16 protein-coding genes and 1 pseudogene are annotated in these 20,639 nt (G+C 54.1%); 10 read left to right on the top strand and 7 right to left on the bottom strand.

The window, feature by feature from the left end; all coding sequences use genetic code 11:
* Positions 1 to 29 precede the first annotated feature (29 nt).
* From ACR0DE_RS04345 to ACR0DE_RS04305, 9 genes and pseudogenes are all read left to right on the top strand, one after another.
* Positions 30 to 1,079 (top strand): ABC transporter ATP-binding protein, encoded by a 1,050-nt coding sequence (locus ACR0DE_RS04345; protein ID WP_480571836.1) that lies wholly within the window; start codon positions 30 to 32, stop codon positions 1,077 to 1,079.
* A gap of 1 nt (position 1,080) precedes the next feature.
* On the top strand, positions 1,081 to 2,157 hold the full coding sequence (locus ACR0DE_RS04340; protein ID WP_480752006.1) for an ABC transporter ATP-binding protein: 1,077 nt from the start codon (positions 1,081 to 1,083) through the stop codon (positions 2,155 to 2,157).
* Positions 2,154 to 3,017: a carbohydrate ABC transporter permease gene (locus ACR0DE_RS04335; protein ID WP_170392846.1), complete on the top strand. Its 864-nt coding sequence runs from the start codon at positions 2,154 to 2,156 to the stop codon at positions 3,015 to 3,017. The genes ACR0DE_RS04340 and ACR0DE_RS04335 overlap by 4 nt, the downstream gene beginning before the upstream one ends.
* Positions 3,014 to 3,811 carry a carbohydrate ABC transporter permease gene (locus tag ACR0DE_RS04330; RefSeq protein ID WP_480571839.1) on the top strand — a complete coding sequence of 266 codons (798 nt, stop codon included), beginning with the start codon at positions 3,014 to 3,016 and terminating at the stop codon, positions 3,809 to 3,811. Before ACR0DE_RS04335 ends, ACR0DE_RS04330 begins: the two co-directional genes overlap by 4 nt.
* Positions 3,812 to 3,819: 8 nt before the next feature.
* Positions 3,820 to 4,221, top strand: coding sequence for a DUF2160 domain-containing protein (locus tag ACR0DE_RS04325; protein ID WP_170401966.1), 402 nt, complete (start codon positions 3,820 to 3,822; stop codon positions 4,219 to 4,221).
* A 66-nt stretch (positions 4,222 to 4,287) separates the two neighbouring features.
* Complete coding sequence (locus ACR0DE_RS04320) at positions 4,288 to 4,683, top strand: BlaI/MecI/CopY family transcriptional regulator (protein ID WP_170567382.1); 396 nt, start codon at positions 4,288 to 4,290, stop codon at positions 4,681 to 4,683.
* The gene (locus ACR0DE_RS04315) at positions 4,670 to 5,767 is read left to right on the top strand and encodes a M56 family metallopeptidase (protein WP_170567383.1); all 1,098 of its coding nucleotides are present in this window, start codon (positions 4,670 to 4,672) and stop codon (positions 5,765 to 5,767) included. Before ACR0DE_RS04320 ends, ACR0DE_RS04315 begins: the two co-directional genes overlap by 14 nt.
* 147 nt (positions 5,768 to 5,914) lie before the next feature.
* Positions 5,915 to 6,295 carry a transposase gene (locus ACR0DE_RS04310; RefSeq protein WP_480752002.1) on the top strand — a complete coding sequence of 127 codons (381 nt, stop codon included), beginning with the start codon at positions 5,915 to 5,917 and terminating at the stop codon, positions 6,293 to 6,295.
* A gap of 478 nt (positions 6,296 to 6,773) precedes the next feature.
* Positions 6,774 to 6,908: pseudogene (locus tag ACR0DE_RS04305) on the top strand (IS3 family transposase); the annotation flags it as partial.
* 841 nt (positions 6,909 to 7,749) lie between these two features.
* Here ACR0DE_RS04305 and ACR0DE_RS04300 read toward each other — a convergent pair.
* Positions 7,750 to 10,293, bottom strand: a complete 2,544-nt coding sequence (locus tag ACR0DE_RS04300; RefSeq protein WP_480752000.1) for a hybrid sensor histidine kinase/response regulator — start codon at positions 10,291 to 10,293, stop codon at positions 7,750 to 7,752.
* On the bottom strand, positions 10,257 to 10,748 hold the full coding sequence (locus tag ACR0DE_RS04295; protein ID WP_170392851.1) for a molybdopterin-binding protein: 492 nt from the start codon (positions 10,746 to 10,748) through the stop codon (positions 10,257 to 10,259). The genes ACR0DE_RS04300 and ACR0DE_RS04295 overlap by 37 nt, the downstream gene beginning before the upstream one ends.
* 346 nt (positions 10,749 to 11,094) lie before the next feature.
* Here ACR0DE_RS04295 and ACR0DE_RS04290 point away from each other — a divergent pair, with 346 nt between their 5' ends.
* Entirely contained in the window at positions 11,095 to 11,709 is a 615-nt protein-coding gene (locus ACR0DE_RS04290) for a response regulator transcription factor (RefSeq protein WP_170424629.1), read from the top strand.
* 22 nt (positions 11,710 to 11,731) lie between these two features.
* Here ACR0DE_RS04290 and ACR0DE_RS04285 read toward each other — a convergent pair whose 3' ends face one another.
* The 5 genes from ACR0DE_RS04285 to ACR0DE_RS04265 form a co-directional block, all read right to left on the bottom strand.
* Positions 11,732 to 14,311: a calcium-binding protein gene (locus tag ACR0DE_RS04285; protein ID WP_480751997.1), complete on the bottom strand. Its 2,580-nt coding sequence runs from the start codon at positions 14,309 to 14,311 to the stop codon at positions 11,732 to 11,734.
* Between the two features lie 77 nt (positions 14,312 to 14,388).
* A complete protein-coding gene (locus tag ACR0DE_RS04280; RefSeq protein ID WP_480751994.1) occupies positions 14,389 to 15,783 on the bottom strand; it encodes a nucleotide sugar dehydrogenase in 1,395 nt (464 codons plus the stop codon).
* A gap of 182 nt (positions 15,784 to 15,965) precedes the next feature.
* Positions 15,966 to 17,384: a mannose-1-phosphate guanylyltransferase/mannose-6-phosphate isomerase gene (locus ACR0DE_RS04275; protein ID WP_170402708.1), complete on the bottom strand. Its 1,419-nt coding sequence runs from the start codon at positions 17,382 to 17,384 to the stop codon at positions 15,966 to 15,968.
* A 99-nt stretch (positions 17,385 to 17,483) separates the two neighbouring features.
* Positions 17,484 to 19,061, bottom strand: a complete 1,578-nt coding sequence (locus tag ACR0DE_RS04270; protein WP_170402711.1) for a glycosyltransferase — start codon at positions 19,059 to 19,061, stop codon at positions 17,484 to 17,486.
* On the bottom strand, positions 19,054 to 20,490 hold the full coding sequence (locus ACR0DE_RS04265) for an HlyD family secretion protein (protein ID WP_170392857.1): 1,437 nt from the start codon (positions 20,488 to 20,490) through the stop codon (positions 19,054 to 19,056). Before ACR0DE_RS04265 ends, ACR0DE_RS04270 begins: the two co-directional genes overlap by 8 nt.
* Between the last annotated feature and the right edge of the window lie 149 nt (positions 20,491 to 20,639).

The raw sequence follows: 20,639 nt of genomic DNA, 5'->3' as shown, positions 1-20,639 counted from the left end.
GACGCACTGAAGGACCGGAACCCACGGACATGATCGAACTTAAAGACGCCACCAAACGGGTTGGCAATGTCATCCATATCAAGCCTACGAACCTGACGCTCAAGACTGGCCATTTCAACGTGTTGCTGGGCGCGACGGGGTCGGGCAAAACCTCGCTGATCAAGATGATGGCCGGGCTGGACCCGATCGCCTCAGGCAAAGTTCTGATGGACGGGCAGGACGTCACCAAGCTGAACACGCAAAAGCGGCAGATCAGTTTGGTACACCAGTTCTTCGTGAACTACCCGCATATGACCGTTTTCGACAACATCGCCTCGCCCTTACGCGTGGCGGGGATGGCAAAATCCGAAATCGAAGGCCGTGTCGAAGAGGCCGCCGACTTGCTGCAGTTGCGCCCAATGCTACAGCGCCGTCCGCATGAGTTGTCAGGCGGCCAACAGCAGCGTACAGCACTGGCCCGCGCGATTGCAAAGGAAAGCCGCGCGGTGTTTCTTGACGAACCACTGGCCAACCTCGATTACAAGCTGCGTGAAGAACTGCGTGAACAACTGCCCGACCTGTTCGCCGGGCGCGGGGCCGTGGTCGTCTATGCCACCTCGGAACCGGAAGAGGCGTTGATGCTTGGCGGCTACACCGCTTTGATGGAGGACGGGCGCGTCACCCAATTTGGCCCCACCTCAGATATCTATCGCAACCCCGAGAACATCTCTGCAGCTCGTGTGTTCTCTGACCCGCCCATCAACGTGGCGCGCATCACTGTGTCTAATGCGCAGGCGCAATTGGTCGGCGGTGGTGGCTGGAAAGTCACCGATATAGCCGATGGTGACTACTTGGTCGCCGTGCGTCCGCACCGGGTGACCCCGTTCCGCTCTTCCGACGCCGACGTGGAGCTGACCGGGCGTGTCATCGTGACCGAGCTTTCGGGCTCGGATTCCAGCGCGCACTTCCAGCATGGGGATGAGGCGTGGGTGTCCCTGGCCTCGGGTGTCCATCCCTATCAGGTGGGCGAAGACCACAGCTTCTACATGAACCCGGCCCATTGCCGGTATTTCGGCCAAGACGGCAAAAGGATAGCCTGACATGGCACAAATCAAGCTTGCAAACCTGCGACACAGCTATTTCCCCAATCCCAAGGGGCCACAGGATTACGCCCTGAAGGAAATCGACGTCACCTGGCGCGATGGCGGCGCCTATGCGCTGCTGGGGCCATCAGGATGCGGCAAGTCAACGCTGCTGAACATCATCTCGGGGTTGCTGACGCCTTCCGAAGGACAGATTCTGTTCGATGGTCAGAACGTTACTGCCTTGCCCCCAGATCAACGCAACATTGCGCAAGTGTTCCAGTTCCCGGTGATCTACGACACGATGACTGTGGGCGAAAATCTGGCCTTCCCGTTGAAGAACCGGGGGGTTGACCCGGCAACGATCAAACGTCGCGTCGATGAGATTGCAGAAATGCTGGACGTTACGGATATGTTGAATACCCGGGCCTCAGGTCTGAGCCCGGACAACAAACAGAAAATCTCGATGGGTCGTGGGTTGGTGCGCGACGACGTGAACGCGGTGATGTTCGATGAGCCGCTGACTGTTATCGACCCACATCTGAAATGGAAACTGCGGTCCAAGCTGAAAGAGCTGCACCAGCGCGTCAAAGCCACGATGATCTACGTCACGCACGACCAGACCGAGGCGCTGACCTTCGCGGACGAAGTTGTCGTGATGCAGGAGGGCGAAGTCGTGCAGATCGGCACCCCTGTGGAACTGTTCGAGCGCCCTCAGCACACATTTGTCGGCCATTTCATCGGCTCACCCGGCATGAATGTGCTGCCATGCGAAGCGAAGGGCGATCGGGCCCTGTTCGAAGGCCATGAAGTGATGCTGGAGGGCCAGACCCACGGTGACGGAGGCCGCACCGATCTGGGTATCCGGCCTGAATATATAAGCTTTGGCGAAACCGGCATCCCTGCCCATGTCACCAAGGTCGCAGATATCGGACGACACTATGTGGTCAGTGCCATGGTCGGTGATACGCCGGTGAAAGCCGTAGCAGAACACAATGCGCCCAACCCTGGCTCACATGTGTACCTGCAATTCAAACCCGAACAATCTCGCGTCTACCGCGACGGCTGGATCGCAACCGAGGAGCGGGCGCAATGAGAACTGAAAACCAAAAAGCATGGTTCTTTGTCCTGCCGGTGCTGGCGCTGGTCGCGTTTAATGCGCTGGTGCCGATGATGACGGTGGTCAACTATTCGGTGCAGGAGACCTTCGGTAACAATCAGTTCTTCTGGGAAGGACTGGGCTGGTTCGAACAGATCCTGCGTTCCGACCGGTTTCAGGCGGCCCTCGGTCGGCAGTTCCTCTTTACCTTCCTGATCCTGCTGATCGAGGTGCCCTTGGGCATCATCGTCGCCCTGTCGATGCCACGCAAAGGGTTCTGGGTGCCGGTCTGTCTGGTCCTGATGGCCCTGCCGATGCTGATCCCGTGGAATGTGGTCGGCTCGATGTGGAATATCTTTACTCTGCCCAAGATCGGCCTGCTGGGCTACTTCCTGAATGACGTCCTGGGCATCAACTATGATATGACACAACAGCCACTGTCGGCCTGGATCACCGTGATCGTCATGGATGTCTGGCACTGGACGTCGCTGGTTGTGCTGCTGTGTTATGCGGGCCTCGTGTCGATCCCGGATGCCTATTATCAGGCCGCTAAGATAGACGGTGCCAGCCCCTGGTCAGTGTTTCGCTATATCCAGCTGCCCAAGATGAAGACTGTCCTAACCATCGCCGTTCTGCTGCGCTTTATGGACAGTTTCAACATCTATACCGAGCCTTTCGTTCTGACCGGCGGTGGCCCCGGCAACTCAACCACCTTGCTGTCGATCGATCTTGTAAAGATCGCGCTGGGACAGTTCGACCTTGGCCCTGCGGCCGCGATGAGCCTGATCTACTTCGCCATCACGCTGCTGGTCAGCTGGGTCTTCTACACTCTGATGACAAAGGATGACGCGCAATGAAGAAGCGGTCCCTTATCCCGATCCTCTATGTCGCGTTCCTGATGCTGCCGATCTATTGGCTGGTGGCGATGTCTTTCAAGACCACGAACGAGATCCTGTCGGGCTTTTCCCTGTTCCCCCAGACCTTCACGCTGGAGAACTACATTACCATCTTCACCGATCCGACGTGGTATTGGGGCTATATCAACTCGATAATCTACGTGACGATCAACACGGTGCTGTCGGTCTGTGTAGCGCTGCCAGCGGCCTATGCGTTCTCGCGCTATCGGTTTCTGGGCGACAAGCAGTTATTCTTCTGGCTGCTGACCAACCGGATGGCGCCAGCGGCGGTGTTCGCGCTGCCCTTCTTCCAGCTCTATTCGTCAATCCACCTGTTCGACACCTATCTGGCCGTGGCGCTCGCGCACACGCTGTTCAACGTGCCACTGGCGGTCTGGATTCTCGAAGGCTTCATGCGCGGCATCCCGAAAGAATTGGATGAGACAGCCTATGTCGACGGCTATTCTTTCCCACGCTTCTTCGTGACGATCTTCCTGCCCAACATCAAAGCGGGTGTCGGCGTCGCGGCCTTCTTCTGCTTCATGTTTTCATGGGTCGAGATGCTGCTGGCCAAGACCCTCACCGCGGTCGAGGCCAAGCCCATCGCCGCCGTGATGACCCGCACCGCCTCCAGCGCGGGGTATGAGTTGGGTCTGCTGGCAGCCGCCGGAACACTGACCATTATCCCTGGTGCCATTGTCATCTGGTTTGTCCGCAACTACATCGCGCGCGGTTTCGCGATGGGCCGTGTGTGAGGTTCGATATGCGTAGACTTCTTCTCACCCTCCCCTTCCTGCCTTCGATGGCATTCGCCCAGCAAGCCGGATGGGGCAATGTTGGCCAGCAAGAGGAAAAGGGATTCTCGTGGACCGCCCCTCTTTGGCCCGATTTCTGGATGGCCTGGACCCCGGCGACGTTGGCGGTGTTCGTGGGTATCTTCGCGGCCATCGCACTAATTGGACTATTGGAAGGGTTCAAGTTCCGCGACGGCCTTGAACGTCGCGGTGTACTTGGTCTGACAACCACGTTGGGCGATCGGCTGTTCATAACACTGCTCGGCTCGACCTATATCTTCCTTGCCTGGCTTGGGCTGGTAGGCCAACCTGTATGGACGCCTCTTTTCCTGTCCATCGGTTGGGGCGTCTTCGTCTTCTGGAAAGTTTAAGCTTTGAGAAACAGCGAAAGGATGCTTGTCTGTCAGGCATACTAAAAAATGGCGACACCGAGATCGATGCGAAAAAAAAAGACAACAAATCTACTGACCGAAGTGGAGCTTGAGTTTATGAATGAGCTCTGGGCGCTGGGTCAGGGTTCGGTCCGTGATGTCCTCGATCGCCTGCCTTCTGATCGTAATTTGGCCTATACATCCGGCGCGACCATTCTGCGTATCCTTGATGAAAAAGGGTTCGTCGAAAGCGAGAAGAACGGCAAGTCGCTGATCTACAGACCCCTGCTGGAAAAGGACAGGTACCAGTCGCGGTCGCTGCAGAATCTTTCTCGGACCCTGTTTGACGACACACCCGCAACGCTGGTTGCAAGGCTGGTCGACGATGAGGGGCTGACAGAAGATGATTTGGAGGAAATTCGAGCACTGGTAGAGAGGAGACTGCAAAATGACAGCGGTTAAACCGGTTCTCGATACGTTTCTTGATCTGAATGTCGTGCTTGGATTGTCGGCCTTTATCTGGTTGGCAGTGCGCGCGGCGCTGGATAGGACATCGATGCGATATGGATTTGTGGCTCAGCTTCGCTTGCTCAAGGCACTTTGTATCTGCGTTCTTGTCAGCCCCATTTTGGCTACAGGGGTCTCGAGCCTTGCAGGACTGGTCTGGCCGGGGCAACCTGTTGCACTGGGGGATATTGCCGTGGCCGCTTATCTGCGCGGCGACATTGCCATGCCAGCAGCACAGTTTGAAACCCTACTGAACACGCGCGAGCGGTGGCTGGACCACGTACTGGCAGGCGCAAGCATGGCCGCAAACTGCGCCTTGATCGCATTTGCTCTTATTGCAGCGGTGCTGACAGTTCGTGTGATGCGCGATGCATGGGCCATCCGCAGCGCGATCACGACCAGTTTTCTGTGGCGGCAATCCGCCAAGGTGGACATTCGCCTGTCAGATCGGATTACCGTACCGTTCGCTGTGCGTGGCCTCCGCCGCCGGCACGTCGTGCTGCCCAGTCATCTGTTGAACACACCAAATGAGTTGCGATTTGCCCTGGCGCACGAGTTTCAGCACATCCGAGCCAATGACGTGGAATGGGAGCTTGGGTTCGAGCTTTTGCGACCTTTGCTGTTCTGGAACCCGGCCTATCTGGTGCTCAAACACCAATTCGACCGGCTACGCGAATTGGCCTGTGACCAATCCGTCGTGTCTCGTAAGGGCATAGATTCAAAGGAGTATACGACCTGTTTGCTGGAATTCTGCGCGCGATCGATTACGTTGAACAATCCACGTGTTCTTAATGTGGCACTGGTTTACGGAACAAAGGCAAAGCACGTACTGCGGCAGCGCGTGTTAGCGTTGACCGAAGCGCCGATGGCAGACACCCGACTGCCTGCGGTATTTCTTGGACTGATACTTTCATTTGCATTAGTTCTCGCCATCGGATCAGCATCAGTTCGCCAAACACAGGACTGGAGCCACGATCGGCTGATGCTGTCTACAGTCATCAATCTGGAACGGCTGGAGGCTCGCAATCGAGGGAACTGACGGGTTAACAATGTGCCGTCTCAGATCAGGCATGCAGTCGTGTCTGACGTCGGCGCCAATGGATTAGTTTAGGTGGATTTGATAAGGGAGATGCGGTCATCGGGCCGGTTCACTATGATTGTGGTAGTGATTTGAAGCTCAAAGGAGATGACCGAGACTTATTTCGTGGGTCTTGATGTTTCAGTCAAGAGCGCGGCAATTTGCATGATCGCAGGTAACCCGGTCCTGGTGGCGGAAATCTTCCCGCTCCCGTCAGCGCGTGATGCGATGGCAGAAGAATTTGCTGAATTGGACAAGCAGGTTCGAGATCAGTCTCGCAAAGATAATGTCTGTCGTCGCCTTATGACAACTCCCGGTGTCGGTGCCATAGTTGCAATGACCCACCGTGTTGCCATTGAGGGACCCAAACGTTTCCGTTCATCTAAGTCGGTGGGAGCCTGCTTTGGCCTGACGCCATGGCGAAACCAATCCAGACAAACGGATCGAGTCACATCAAATACCAAGGCCGGCGATGCCAGTGTGGGATAGACGCTTTACGAAGCAGCGCATGTGATGCTTGTGAAAACCACCTGATGGACTCCTTTGAAGGCATGGCCGATGCGTGTTGCCGCCCAGCGTGGTGCAAAGCGCGCCAATATTGCCCTCGCGAGGAAACTGGCGGTCATCATGCACCGGATGTGGATAGACGGCACGGCATTCAGAGCCGTCTGAAAGACAACGAGTACCAACTCTTCCGCGAGGAAGGCGCCCCTGAAAGGACGCAGCGCGGGAAATGCCGACAGAAACCCTGATAAAAATATATGCCGCAAGGGAAATAGGCTTTCCCCGTCAGAGCCAACCGCATCATTTGAGTGCACTACGCAGATCACGGACAGAAGCAAGCACTTTCGGGCGCAATATCCTTGCAATACCGGGCCCGATTACAGAAGGGTTTCGGACTCACCATAACCGCCAAGGAGTAGCGAGGAGAAAGAAACCCGGAACCAAGCATAGCCACGGTGAGAAGGTGGTAAAGGACACTCGCCGTGTGACCCGATAGAAATTTTCGGCAGAAGAGCAAATCAGGATCGTGCTGGACGGCCTGAATGGTGAGGACAGCATTGCGGAGCTGCACCGCTGTGAAGGCACTGCCCAGAGCCTAGTCAGGTTTTTCAAACGCAGCGAAAGTCCGCTGTGTTGCCACAATTATTTTTTGAAGTTTGACAGACGGGTTCAATAGCAAACAGCAGCAAGCCGTCTTTCCCATCACTGTCCTTTCGTGGGCCAGCGGGATTTGGACAAGCCAAACTCCCCTAGCCGTCAGGGTGAGGGCCCGGCCCTCCCCCTCGGGCAACCCTTTTAGACAGGGCCGTGTCCTCGGCTGCGCCTGCGGGCCGCACCACCCCTGTCGAATAGCATTGCCTCGCCCCCCCCCGCGTTCGCCACGTGGCAGAGCAGCAGGAACAGGCGGCTTCGCCGTCTGATCTGCAAATCAGCTCTGATTTTCTGAAAGGAAAGTCAGAACAAACCAAACTATCTGCAGGAGTATGAAATGGCAGCGGCGTGTTAGCTGATGACGCAAAGGTCAAATTCAACTGATGTCCAAAATTGGGGTCGCCTTCTGATGTCAAACGTTCACTGCTTTTCTGGTCCAACTATGACGGTTGGGTCAGGTTCATGTGACGTTCAACAGGATGTCGGGCGACACATAGTTTTGCCATTCCGAGAGGCTTAAGCCATTGATTTTGGGTCATTCGATTTTCGATGGGCGCACGGGTTTTACCATTTGCGACTCAAAGGCTTTCCATCACGTTGGAGCAGCCGAGCAAAAGCTAGACTGAATCTTTATCGCCTTCTTCGGCGCAGATCGTAGGTAAATCTATCAAAATCTCGGCAAGTTCTTGTCTGTTAAGCCTCAGCCGTCCTGCCGATATCGCTTCGATACATCCCGCCAATTCGAGTGCAACTGTGAGAATTGTGGGCCGTAGCCAGCGAATTGAACTTCAACGACAACGTTTGGCTTCGTACTGCAAATCCCTCAAGAAAGTAGCCTTCTCGTCGTCCCATTGCTGCGAAGTGCAGTTTTGAAGGTCATTCAACTTGGACCAAAGGTCGGTTTGCCCGAGTATCGCAGCAGAGCCACATAGTTTATGCGCCGCTTGCCTGTGTGTGTCATTTAACTCATTGGAATTATTGAGACTGTCAATAAGACCAACAACTTCGTTGTTCAATTCCCTGCAGGCTTCACGGAATTTGTCCGCTCCAAATCGAATCCTGAAGTCATTGTCTGGCTCCATAACCTCAACCCTTTGCACCTTCACAACTTTAGACAGTTCTGACTGTAAAGCCGCCAATGGAACGGGTTTCACCAGCAACCCCTGAAATTCTGCTGCTCGTATGACTTCGTGATCTTTTGGGGCTGCGTGAGCCGTAACTGCTATCGCTGGCAAATTGCCCCACTCGATATTCAGTTCGCGAACTTTTCCGAGTGTTTCGATACCATCGATACCCGGCATGCTGATATCCAACAAAAGTACATCAAATCGCTCGGACCCAAGACGTTCTAAGGCGGCGTAACCACTTTCAGCCTCAGCAACCGAAAAGCCAAGATCTTTAAGCATATCGGTCAAGATCATTCGATTGATTTCATTGTCGTCTACCACCAGCGCTTTCAAACCCTGATAAAGCTCTGCCTGTGGCGCGTCTGTGGAATCCGGTTCGCTCATGACATCAGATCTTGAGGTTGGCAGCGGCAGTCGCATTGTAAACAGGCTGCCTTCTCCAAGCACACTATACGCCGTGATGTCGCCACCCATCGCCTCGACCAATCTTTTGGTAATAGCCAGCCCTAATCCCGTTCCGCTCGTCTCACGTGCAAAGGCGGTATCGATCGTGACAAATTCGTCGAAGATAACGTCCAGATAGTCAGATGATATCCCGACCCCGGTATCTGCAATCCGAAACTCAATCAGATCATCATGATGAAGTCGTTCGACTTCGATCGTGACTGATCCATCCCGCGTAAATTCGATTGCGTTACCTAACAGGTTCACCAAGCATTGCTGCAGCGCAGTCCTGTATCCAAGAACGTCGATAAGCTCTTCAGAGAGAACATCGACCTTCAAGTCGTTGCCACGCGCATCTGCATTCGCCGACAGACTGTCGGCAACTTCGTGGACAACCTCCATAACGTCAAAACTTGATCTGTCACGCAAGGCATTGCCTGAACCCAGTCTGGAAAAATCCAAAACATCAGTCACATGAGACAGCAGCAACTTACCCGACACCTCAATAGAACGAAGATACCGCTTTTGTCTGTCCGTCAGATTGCTCTGATCAATCAATGCCGCAGAGCCGAGTATTCCGTTCAACGGAGTACGCATTTCATGGCTCATCACTGTCAACAGATCGGATTTGGCCTGTTCACTTTCCCGCGCCTTGTCTCTTGCAGTGCGCAAGTCTTCCTCGGCTTTGAGTTCCTCAGTTATATCCCGAAGGAATGAGACAAAGACTTGCTCTCCATCCGTTTCAGCTAGCGATATGGATAGCTCCACGGGAAAGGTTTCCTGCGATTTGCGCAAACCCTCTAACCTGACGCGCCCAGCGCCGATTACCTTTTGCTCGCCGGTCTCGAGAAATCGTGTCATGCCTTTTCGGTGCAGGGCGCGCAGGTGTTCTGGAACGATAAGTTCAGCCATATCAGCACCGATTGCCTCGGCCTGACGGTACCCAAAGACATCTTCGGCGGCACCGTTGAATTCAAGAATTCTTCCAGAAGTATCGACCACCAACACCGCATCCAGTGACGAGGTAATGGCCGCTTCAAATCGGTTGCGAGCCGACTGGCTTTGCCGGGCAAACAACTGCCCTTGCCGGAATAATTTGATGAGAACTGCAAAAGCTAAAAGCAGTGCAACGAAAAGTACAACAAGTAATGATGCCATTCGGGTTAGTGTGCTGGCCAACTCAGCACGTCGGGTTGCGTTTTCCTGGGCAAATCCCTGAATACCGCCCAGCGCAATCTCGCGCACTTCAGGTCGCAGTGTTTGAATCTGCGCCCGCAGATCAGGAAGTGCTGCGCGCAGCTGGTCATCCGGCCCATCGATCAATGGTGTCAGCCGGGATAGAAAATCTTCAGTGGCTTGCAGGGCTGGTTGCGCGGCGGCACCCCCTCGCAGAAATGAAAACAGCTCGCTACTAAACAGCGTATCCGCTCGGCTATAAAAGATATCGAAACGGTTGCGTACAGTGGACAAGTCACCATTGGAACGTGATGAAGCGTCAATGACCGAGACTTCGAACCTAAGCAGCTCGACTTCGAGCTGAGACATCAGCCAGCTGACGTTGTCTGTTTTTGCGGTCGAGAGTGCGTCGAGATCTGATTTCACCTCGCGCCCAAGGGAAAGCACGATAGCCAGACTCACAACCAGCAATCCTACAAAGGCAAAAATGGGCCATCTCTTCATGCTCATTAAAGGCGCTTTAGTGTCGATGGCCTTCTCCTCGGTACTTACTGTGCTACGACTTCCAATCGATTGAGTTGCCAAATGCTGCGGGCATAAATTTCTTCGGACTGATAGGCCTCGTTAGCATCGTAAGGGTAAATTATCCACAAAGGTCCTTTGTCGCGAACAGACATCGCCTTGCCATCGCGCAAGTAGGCAACGATCGGGCCACCATCTGTTGCATCACTGGTGGGAATGGTGACGGCGTAGTCATTCAAAGCCACCGCTCGTATGATCCCCTGCTCTGCCTGGACATGGTCCAGGAGCACATCAAGGGAAACTCCTTCAAAGCTCTGCGTACCCTCTGTCCAGATCGTTGTTGTAGCGATTGACTTACTGGGCAATGCCTCAAAGGCTTTCCTGTCGAATGTCCAAGTGTTCTTGTTTCCATTGAGACCGACATCGCCCGAGACCGTAAGAAGTACTTCATCCGCATATGCCGCACTCGCAAATGAAATGGCGAGTGCGGCGCTAAGTGATTTTAAAGTTTTATGCATGCGAGGTTGTGTCCGTGAGTAGGTGAACCTTTGTCAAAACGCTTTTGACACAGCCCCGCGAAACGTTCTCAGACGCAATAGAATAGCTCGCTATACTTTAGGATAGTTCAGCGCACCAAAGGTCACACCATCAGCCTAATTTGCGAACTTTCGACGTCCCAAACCATGCAATTAAAGTTTTCGCGGAATGCGATAATGAGGCTTTGGCAGCCAGCGTCAAAGAGTAATAGTTTAGGAAAGCAACATGAATTTGCAAAGTTCGTCAAATAGTAACCCTTTTGGTGGTTCAACTATTCCGGGTGGGATAAAATCGGATCAAAGCATTTGTTCAAGGTCACCGATATCAATGCGAATTCTATTGGCTGATGATCACGGTTTGGTCCGTGACACGATCTCATCCTACCTCGAAACCGAGGGGCGCGCGGCAGTTGTTGCCGTACCCGATTACATGGCTGCGATGAAATTGCTGTCATCCGAAGATCCATTCGACCTTGTCCTGTTAGACTTTGAAATGCCGGGCATGAATGGGATCGAAGGGCTTTCAGACGCAATTCGCCAATTCCCTGAACAGGCTTTTGCGATATTGAGCGGGACGGCACCAAACAAGATCGCACAGGAAGCGGTCGAAATGGGCGCCGTTGGTTTCTTGCCTAAAACCATGGGCGCCAAATCCCTGGTCAACGCGGTGCGATTTATGATCGCCGGCGAAACCTTCGTCCCGGCCAGTGTTCTAAGTATGGATGGCGATGTCAAAGAAAGCGACTTTTCCCGTCAGCTCAGCCAGCGGGAAAAACAGGTTCTACGCGGATTGTGCCGTGGGCAGTCCAACAAGGAGATCGCGCGAGAGCTGGATCTTCAGGAAGTCACGATCAAGCTGCATGTTCGGACCCTTTGCAAGAAACTCAATGCAAAAAACCGGACCCAGGCCGCTCTGATCGCTCGGGATGCAGGATTCGAGTGACCCGGGTCCGCAGGGGGGGACTTCAGAATAGAAAGTGATCGTAGAGTTGGTCGAAATCCGACGCTACGCCTTCAAGGATCAATGTCGTATCCGGTGACAAAGTTACGTAGACATCGGTCCCGCCCACGATTTCAGCGTTGGCATTAAACCAGTCAGATGTATCAGCTCCGCCACTATCGATGTTGAGCGCACGCAGATCGAGTAAATCGCCATCGCTGAGCGCAAAGTCTGTGATCGTATCGGTCGACCCATCCAGATCCTCATCGCGGAAAATGAACCTGTCTGCATCAGCGCCGCCGGTGGCTTGATCACCCCCTGCGCCCAGGTAAAGCCGATCTTTCCCTGAACCGCCGTCCAAAACGTCGTTACCGCTGGAGCCGTTCAGATAATCGTTGCCAGCGCCCCCAATCAACTCGTCATCGTCAGAACCACCCTTCAGCGTGTCGGAACCCTCACCGCCAGCTAATGTGTCGTTTCCAGATCCGCCATCCAGAGTATCCGCGCCGAGACCGCCTATCGCGGTATCATCACCCGAGCCCCCAGAGAGGCTGTCGTCGCCCGCACCGCCATCTAGGTTATCGTTGCCAGATCCTCCGGATAGCGTGTCTTTTCCGTAGTCCCCGGACAGAAAATCATCACCGGATCCACCTGACAAATTATCACTGCCATCGCCACCGTTCAGGACATCCGCACCAGACCCGCCATCGAGTTGGTCATCGCCTGTGCCACCGAACATCTCATCATTGCCCGAGCCACCGTCCATAACGTCTTGGCCGTCTTCACCTCGCAGTGTGTCAGCTTCGGATCCACCGCGGAGTGTGTCATCGCCGTGACCGCCGATAAGGATGTCAAAGCCTGAACCACCATCCAAAATGTCGTTGCCGATCCCACCATCCAGCATGTCGTGCCCAGCCGAGCCCATCAGGCGATCGTCGCCCTGACCGCCGAACAACGAGTCATCGTCTTCTGTAAGAACATTGCCAAACTGGTCGTACCGCACACCGTCTTCGTCATATTGCGAGACAATGCCGCTGGCGGCACCGACGCCCGCTCCACCGTGCAGCAGATCGTTGCCGCCATCCCCTTCAAGCACGTCGCCTGAACTACCACCCGTCAGGGTGTCTGTGCCAATCCCACCGTATAGGGCATCGCCACCAGCATTGCCCGAAAGATCATCATCGTAGCTCAACGCGCCTTCGGTAGTCGCAACAAGTGTCAGATCCTTGACCAAAACGCTTGCATCCAAATCGACGGGCGCAAACGGACTGGTTGCTGTCGGGTCGGCGGCACCATCATTCGAATACGATTTCGGCGCCTCTTCGATAAGGTGCAAACTAGCCTCGCCGGTCACATCATCTACGATGACCTGGAAAATCGCGCCTGTTGCAGGTGTCGAGTCATCCATGTCGTGGTCGCCCGAGTTGCCACCAACAAACAGGTTTCCGTCTGCGTCAATGATTGCAGCTCCAAACGTCATTAGCGGGACTCCATTCAGGACTTCACCGTTAATCACTGTCGATGTGACTGAAACCGTTCGAAACTCTGGTTCGCCCGAAGAGATATCAACGATCAACATAACCGTAGCTGCACCTTCGGAACTTGGGCGAGAGACACCGTAGAACGACTGTGAGGCCGCGTCGAACGCAACATCGTAGACTTTGAAATCCACAAGATCGGATGGCAACTTGTACACTGTGGTTACCGGGTTTCCATCCGTATCGAACTGATCAACATCAATGACTGCGATACGGTCCATACTGGATTGAAACGACCAAAGGTTGCCCTGATCATCAAAATCCCCGGTCCAAGACCGATATGGTGTGCTGCCAACACGGTAACTGTTTCCTTCGGCGTCCAGCATCACCAAATCAGAGCGGCTAACCACCTGTCCCAGTGAATCCACACCGTCGCCTACTGCGATGGCATACAGAAGGTCGTCTTCTGTATTGTAACCCATCGAGTTCACATTGACCGTGCCCTCGACGCCGGCCATCTCATAGGCTTGGGTTTCGACATCAAACACCTGCAGTGTTCCATTTAGAACCTGATAGAGATTTGATTGCCCATCGGCGAATGCGGAAACCGTCACGGTTTGCCCACCAATCTCGACATCCTTGTCATAGTGAAACGCAGGACCGGACGTATCAATTGTTGGACCGTTGCCTGACACATCAATCGATCTGATCGTAATGGTCGAGCTGTCATCGTCAGCTGTGAATTGAACGGAACGAGATCCGAAGGCACCGCTTTGAGAAGAAAACTCTGCGACCACCTCACCATCGACCAGAACTTCGACGGCAGCCCCGGAACGACCTGCAGCAAAATTTGTCGCGAGATCCAGGTTCAGTTCATAGACCCCGCCCGCTTCGGTCGTAATCTGCTGCTCCATCTGTTGGTGGCCGTTTGCAAGATCAATCAATCCCCATTCGCCGTTCTCGGCGTAGTCGGAAAAACTGACAGCACCTTCTGTGCCGTCCAGCAAGTTTGCCTCGGCATAGTCACCGTGCAACACATCATCGCCAGCTTGCCCTTGGATCTCATCGTTTCCGGCAAGCCCTATCAGGGTCTCCTGCTCACTTCCGCCAACAAGTTGATCGGACAAACCCGTTCCTGAAATTACAATTGAAGATACCGCAGGCATCATTTCACCTCTTACTTTCAGCTATTTGGAGTAAAAATTTACCAACCGATGCCGTCGATCCGACGGTTCACCGGGTTCTCGGGAAACAAGCGCACCACATCCACGACCGGCATCTCCGGTTTACTGGAAACGGCGTTCTGATAAGCGGGGTTGCGATGGCAGACGATGACGGCCTCGGCCTGTTCCATTACGTCTTCTATGCTGTCGCATAGCATCGATTTGATGGATTCCGCGAGACTTCGAATGCCAGAGCCCGCGGGATGCATGTAGGCTTGCAACCCACTCAGAGGGGTTTCTTTTGTCACCGCCGGATCATGCAGGACCAACTCCACCCCCTCGGCATGGAGCTCGGCCATGACTTCCAGAATAGGGCTTTCGCGCAGATCGTCGGTGCCGGGTTTGAAAGCCAGCCCCAGTACCCCAACGCGCTTGGCCCCCGTTTTGCGAAGCATCTCGGTCGCTTGATCGATCTGCTCTCGGTTTGAGCGGTCAAGGTTGCCGATCATGGGCAGTTCGACACCCAGTTCTTCGGCTATATGTGTAACCGCCCGCACTTCTTTCGGCAGGCATGAGCCGCCATAGGCAAAGCCCGGCTTCAGATAGTAAGGTGAGAGGTTCAGCTTTGTATCTTGGGTAAAGACATCCATGACCGCGTGGCTGTCCACGCCCAGCGGCTTGCACAAGCGGCCGACTTCGTTGGCAAAGCAAACCTTGGTCGCGTGCCATACATTGTCGACATATTTGATAGTCTCAGCCACTTCGACTGTTGTCAAAATGGGATTTGGATCAACCGGTGCGAAGATGCGCTTCATGACTTCCGCCGTGCGAAAATCGTTGGTGCCAAGCACTGTTTTCGGAGGGTTATGGAAGTCATCTATGGCGACGCCTTCCCGTAGAAACTCAGGATTGAAGCACACCCCAAAGTCCTGGCCCATCTTCTTTTCTGAAATCCTTTCGAGGATCGGAACCATCACATTCATCGTGGTTCCGGGCGGGATCGAGCACCGCATGGCAAAGATGTGGAAACCATCTTTTTGGCGAAGGCCGACCGCCATCGAGCGCGCAGCCTGTTCGATATAACTATAGTCGCAGCCCCCATCCGGGGCGGTTGGAGTTCCGACCGATACAAAGGTAACGTCGGTTTCGCGTACAGCTGCGCTCAGATCGTCGGTTGCAGAGATCAGCCCTTTTTGAACGCCTTGCTTGAGAGTTGAACCAAGATTTTCTTCGTGGATCGGGCTCACTCCGCGCGCGATCTGGCTCACTTTGTCAGGGTCGATGTCAACACCTACGACCCGATGCCCAAGTGAGGCCAAACAGGCGGTTGAGACAGCGCCGACATAGCCCAGCCCGACAACACTGATCCGGGGTTTTTGCGAAGACGTCGGTATGACAATTTCGGCGTCTTTCTGAGTAATTTTTCTGAGTTCCATAGATTTACCTCCGATTTAAATCCAAGGTAACGCGCTGATAATTTTGAGAAATGTATCGGCAGACTATCTGGAATGCGCAAATGACGCCGGATATATACGAATGGTCATCAAACCCATACGACAGAAAAAACCCGCGTGAAAATCCACGCGGGCCAGTCTTCAGGAGGGTGGTGCAAGTGAATCTAAGCTACAGCGACACGGTCATAGATATCCTCGTATCTCACAATGTCGTCTTCGCCTAAGTAACAACCGGATTGAACTTCGATCAGATGCAAAGGCAGTTTCCCCGGGTTCTCCAACCGATGGACAGCACCCAGCGGGATGTAGGTCGATTCATTCTCGGAAAGCAGGCTGACTCTGTCACCAACCGTCACGGTTGCCGAACCACTGACGACAACCCAGTGTTCGGCTCGGTGCATATGGCTTTGCAGGGACAGCTTGGCACCAGGCAGAACCATGATCCGTTTGACCTGAAACCGAGGACCCAGCGACAGGGTTTCGTAGTAACCCCAGGGACGATGGCACCGACGGAACATCTCGGCCTGGTCGGAGCCTTCGTTGCGCAACGCTTCCACTACCTTGCCGACTTCAGCACTGTGCGACATGTCCGCGACCAGAATTCCATCGTCGGTCGCGACTGCAACGATGTCCTTCAAGCCTAGTCCGACCAACTTGATATCCGGGTTTTCCGACCTCAGCAGGCTGTCGCGGCAATCAATGGCTGTCGAATTTCCAGAAGTGACATTCGCCCCCTCATCTCCCTGACCCTGATCCTTCACCGATTTCCAGCTGCCCAGATCGGACCACCCGCAGTCCAATTCAAACGCCACGACACCGTTTTCGATATGCTCCATTACCGCATGATCAAACGAGAGGCTCGGGCAGCGGGAAAAGGCGTTTTGATCCATTCGGTAGAAACCCAGATCCTTTAGACCAAGAGCCAACGCAGCCTCGACCGGTGCAGACATGTCAGGGGCAAAAGCTTCAAATGCCTTTAGAACGGTATCAACTCGGAACATGAACATCCCGGCATTCCACAGCCAGTCACCGCTGTCCAACATGCCCTTGGCGGTTTCGGCATCGGGCTTTTCCGCAAACGCAGAAATCAGCAGAGATCCTTGGTAACCGCCTGCAACCCGTAGGTACCCGAAACCCGTCGCGGCATGATCGGGTTTGATCCCAAAGGTGACGATCTTACCGCGTTTGGCTGTTTTTTCAGCGCGCACCATAGTCCGGCGAAATGCCGGCACGTCATCGATTGCGTGATCGCTGGGCAGGACAAGCAGGATCGTTTCCGGCTCTTCTTTGTACCGCAAAGCAGCTGCCAGAACTGCAGCGGCGGTATTGCGGCCAACAGGTTCCACGATCAGTTCAGACTTTTCGGCATCAACATCTGCCAATTGTTGTTGAGCAATGAACCTGTAGTCTTCGCCCGTCACGATCAGTGGTGCCGAAAATCCAGGCTCGGCCACACGTTCAACTGTTTTCTGAAACAGGCTGTTGTCGCCATCCAGTTCGACGAACTGCTTTGGGTAACTCTTACGAGAGACGGGCCAGAGACGGGTGCCGGAACCACCAGCAAGGATAATTGGCTGAATCATGTGAAACCTCATCATTACAAGTCTGATTCCAGATTATCGGCCCCCGCTCTTATTGCTGTGTGTCATAGGCTTAAGCTCACTATCGAAAGGATAGGTCTATTAGCCGAACTGCATCTCGATCAGACCGACATAGGTCAGGATGGCGGTTAAAAACGTCAGGATAGCGGTGACCATCTGGAACTTGGCAAATCCGCTTTTTAGTGTCTCGGCAAAGCCCGATCCACCGCCAGAGCTTTGGTTGCCTCTGTTCGACCATTTCTGTTTGGATAGGTGAAAGATCATGTAGATCTTGACCGTCGCGTTGATCACTTGATTGAGATACAGGATGAACGGCCAACTCATATCCGCGCGCCTGCTGTATCCGAACAGGAACAGACACAGCACGATCCGAGAAAACAACACCCAGATGATGCAGTTCCAGAAGTAACCCGGCGCAATCAGGCTGCCGACAACGGCCATGACCGGACTGACCATCATAGTCCACATGGCGATCCGTTGATCAACGACACACCACCAGATGAAAAACGGCATTGCAGTCGGCCCAAGTGCGATTGCGCGACTTCCGTTCCGCAGCATGTTGCCCGACCAACGGCGGAAATTCTGGACCATCCGCATGAGGCCATTTTCCTTGATGACCTCAATTGTGTAGACCGTCGCATCCGGCACATAGGTCATTTTCGCACCCACGCTCAGCAGGCGATACCAGGTTGATTTGTCATCCCCGGACAGAAACCGGAAATTACCCCAAAGCCAGTGATGCAGGTGATCCGCCTCGATCGTGCGAATGAATTTTTCGTCCAGAATATGGCGCGCGCGAAACACGCTCATTCTCCCCGTCAACGTCAACACACGACCCGACAAAGCATGGCTTTGCATCGCAAGGCGACGCTGGGCGAACCGCATGTCCAGCCATTTTGCGATCCAGGCCGGGCCATAGCATATGACCTCTTCATCTGTGGTCAGCGCCTGTAATTCTGGATCGCTTGCAAACATTGGCAGGGTTTTACGTAGAACATCCCCGCCAAACAGGGCGTCGCCGTCCATAAAGATCACCAAATCATCAGGCGAAGCACCGGATCGACAGATCGCCCGCAGGATCAGACCAATCGCCATTCGCTTGCCCGGCTGGTTCTGACGGATGAATACAAGCGTCGCCAGATCATCCGGGATATCCTGCGCATAGGTTTCGACAAAGTCGCGAATGACCTGCTCATCATATGCACTGCCTGTACCGATATAGATCGTCGTCGGAATCCGTTCGCGGCGGATTTGTCCAAGGATGGACCCCACAACACGTTTGGTGATGGAGGGTTCCTCAAAATAGGTCGTCATCTGAATATGAAGGCGTTTGGGGCGCCAGCCCGCATCCCAAATTGCATCCGCCCGGCGCCGCATGCCCGGCCATTTGCCTTTCGCATAAATCTGAGCCCTTAACGCATGGGTAAACCACCAACCAAATCGCCAGAACCCAAGTGTTCCAAGGACCATCGTGACGTGCAAAACACTCGGGTTGAAGAACCGGTTCGGTACATTCGCCAACAGCCAGAGCAGCCCCATAAACAAGAGCAAAAACAAGGTGAACTGCGGTAGTGACCACTTGCAAAAATAGTTGGGAACATTTGTTTGCAGCTCCCTTAACCGCCAAGCCAGATCCTTGTCGAACTCATATTCAGTCATCGGATCGGCCCACACGTGGGTCCATGGACTTTATCCAGGTACGGAAGTGTGTCCCCAACTGTCGCTTTGCTTCCAGATTTACCGGGGCTCCCAACCGTAATTGGCTCTTTGTTTGTTTCGAGGACAGGCCAATTGCGCGAACCGTAACAATGATTCCGAATTCTCCGGGTCGTTCAGGATTGTCCCCTGCGCGCACGTCCCAGACCTCACCGGGAATGGTGATCTTCTTTCCCTTCTCATTGAAGCCGATCGTTGCGGGCATGCCGATGTAAATCGTTTCAGCAAACCGTTCCGACACCCACCCGATCGTCATACGAGGCTCAGCCGTTTCAAAGACCAACTCGTTTGCCGTACCACCGAACGGCTGCCCCTTCCGAACGATGAAGTCCTGAACAATCCCGTCTGTTGCTGCGCGAACGTGATTGTTTTCAATTTTCTGTTGCTGAGCTTCTTTTGTTGCTTCCAACGCCTTTACCGCGGAGGCGCGATTGCGTTCTTCGGCTTCCAGCAAGTTTGTTACGATCAATACTGGATCGACCGACTGCGCCAGCTCAGGGTTGCGTTCACGAAGGCTAAGCCATTGGCGCCGTAGATCGTCAAACCCGCCGTCCTGCACAAACTCTACATAGAAGCGCATGGCTGCCGCGACGCGTTCGGATAATACCTCCGAGTTTGATAGGGACCGAAGTTCTTTCAAAGCCTCGGAGATTTTGACATCCTCGGTGCGGGCAAGCGCCAGTTCCGCCTCGGTGCGTTTGAGCGCCGCCACAGCTTCCGCATCGTCCATCAAGAATAGAAGATCACCCTCGCGCACCTCCTGCCCAGCCGTGACTTCAATGTGTTCGATATAGCCGTTGGCTGAAGGGAAAGAAGAGATCATTGGGGCCAACACGCGCCCGTGTTGGATGTCAATTCGGTCCAAATTGGTGAAAATGTTGTTTCCAATAACGCCAATCACCGCTGCTGCGATCAGCAGATAGGTCGCCACATTGAGTACAACACGCAAAGATCGTGGAAGAAATCTCGCAGGTTTCCGGGATTGTTCGCCTTCCGTTTCCTCCATCGGCACCAAGTCAACCGGAGTGTCGAGACTGGTTATCACATCTGCGCTGCTTGCCATTCGCCCAGACAACAGAGAGCGATAAAACAGAGCCAACGTCTCGCGTTGCCGACCGCTTAGACCTTCCAGCTGCACTGTGGAATTGGGACCTGGCTTCGACAAACGTACCGGGAAGCGGATATCTACGCCTTGAAACGGAACGCTAAGTGTCGCGGTTTTGGGGCATTCAGGCGCGTCGTCCGGCCATTCCAGCCCCGCAAGCGACCAGCGTTCAATCGCGACCACCGCGCCAGAGGGGGTTTCCACGACCAGCGGTGCTTTGACCTTCCAATCCAGGTCCGACCCCGGTGTTTCGTGCAATATACGCAATGTCGCCTCAGAAACTGTTGACAGGACTGAGGTAGCAACAAATCACAGCTTCTGACGGACACACGGACGCATATTTGTACGCAAATAAGATCGCTTCCGATACGAAAGTATATCAGGAAAATCTTCCTGGACCGCGCCAGAGCCTCTTA

It is taken from the genome of Ruegeria sp. C10 (genome assembly GCF_056537805.1).
Note: the sequence above shows the minus strand (reverse complement) of the source record. Positions and strands in the feature narration are given on the sequence as shown.

Bases quoted from the DNA above. Each gene is read 5' to 3' on its own strand.
- ACR0DE_RS04345 (WP_480571836.1), top strand. From the start codon at position 30: ATGATCGAACTTAAAGACGCCACCAAACGGGTTGGCAATGTCATCCAT.
- ACR0DE_RS04340 (WP_480752006.1), top strand. From the start codon at position 1,081: ATGGCACAAATCAAGCTTGCAAACCTGCGACACAGCTATTTCCCCAAT.
- ACR0DE_RS04335 (WP_170392846.1), top strand. From the start codon at position 2,154: ATGAGAACTGAAAACCAAAAAGCATGGTTCTTTGTCCTGCCGGTGCTG.
- ACR0DE_RS04330 (WP_480571839.1), top strand. From the start codon at position 3,014: ATGAAGAAGCGGTCCCTTATCCCGATCCTCTATGTCGCGTTCCTGATG.
- ACR0DE_RS04325 (WP_170401966.1), top strand. From the start codon at position 3,820: ATGCGTAGACTTCTTCTCACCCTCCCCTTCCTGCCTTCGATGGCATTC.
- ACR0DE_RS04320 (WP_170567382.1), top strand. From the start codon at position 4,288: ATGCGAAAAAAAAAGACAACAAATCTACTGACCGAAGTGGAGCTTGAG.
- ACR0DE_RS04315 (WP_170567383.1), top strand. From the start codon at position 4,670: ATGACAGCGGTTAAACCGGTTCTCGATACGTTTCTTGATCTGAATGTC.
- ACR0DE_RS04310 (WP_480752002.1), top strand. From the start codon at position 5,915: ATGACCGAGACTTATTTCGTGGGTCTTGATGTTTCAGTCAAGAGCGCG.
- ACR0DE_RS04295 (WP_170392851.1), bottom strand. From the start codon at position 10,748: ATGCATAAAACTTTAAAATCACTTAGCGCCGCACTCGCCATTTCATTT.
- ACR0DE_RS04290 (WP_170424629.1), top strand. From the start codon at position 11,095: ATGCGAATTCTATTGGCTGATGATCACGGTTTGGTCCGTGACACGATC.
- ACR0DE_RS04280 (WP_480751994.1), bottom strand. From the start codon at position 15,783: ATGGAACTCAGAAAAATTACTCAGAAAGACGCCGAAATTGTCATACCG.
- ACR0DE_RS04275 (WP_170402708.1), bottom strand. From the start codon at position 17,384: ATGATTCAGCCAATTATCCTTGCTGGTGGTTCCGGCACCCGTCTCTGG.
- ACR0DE_RS04270 (WP_170402711.1), bottom strand. From the start codon at position 19,061: ATGACTGAATATGAGTTCGACAAGGATCTGGCTTGGCGGTTAAGGGAG.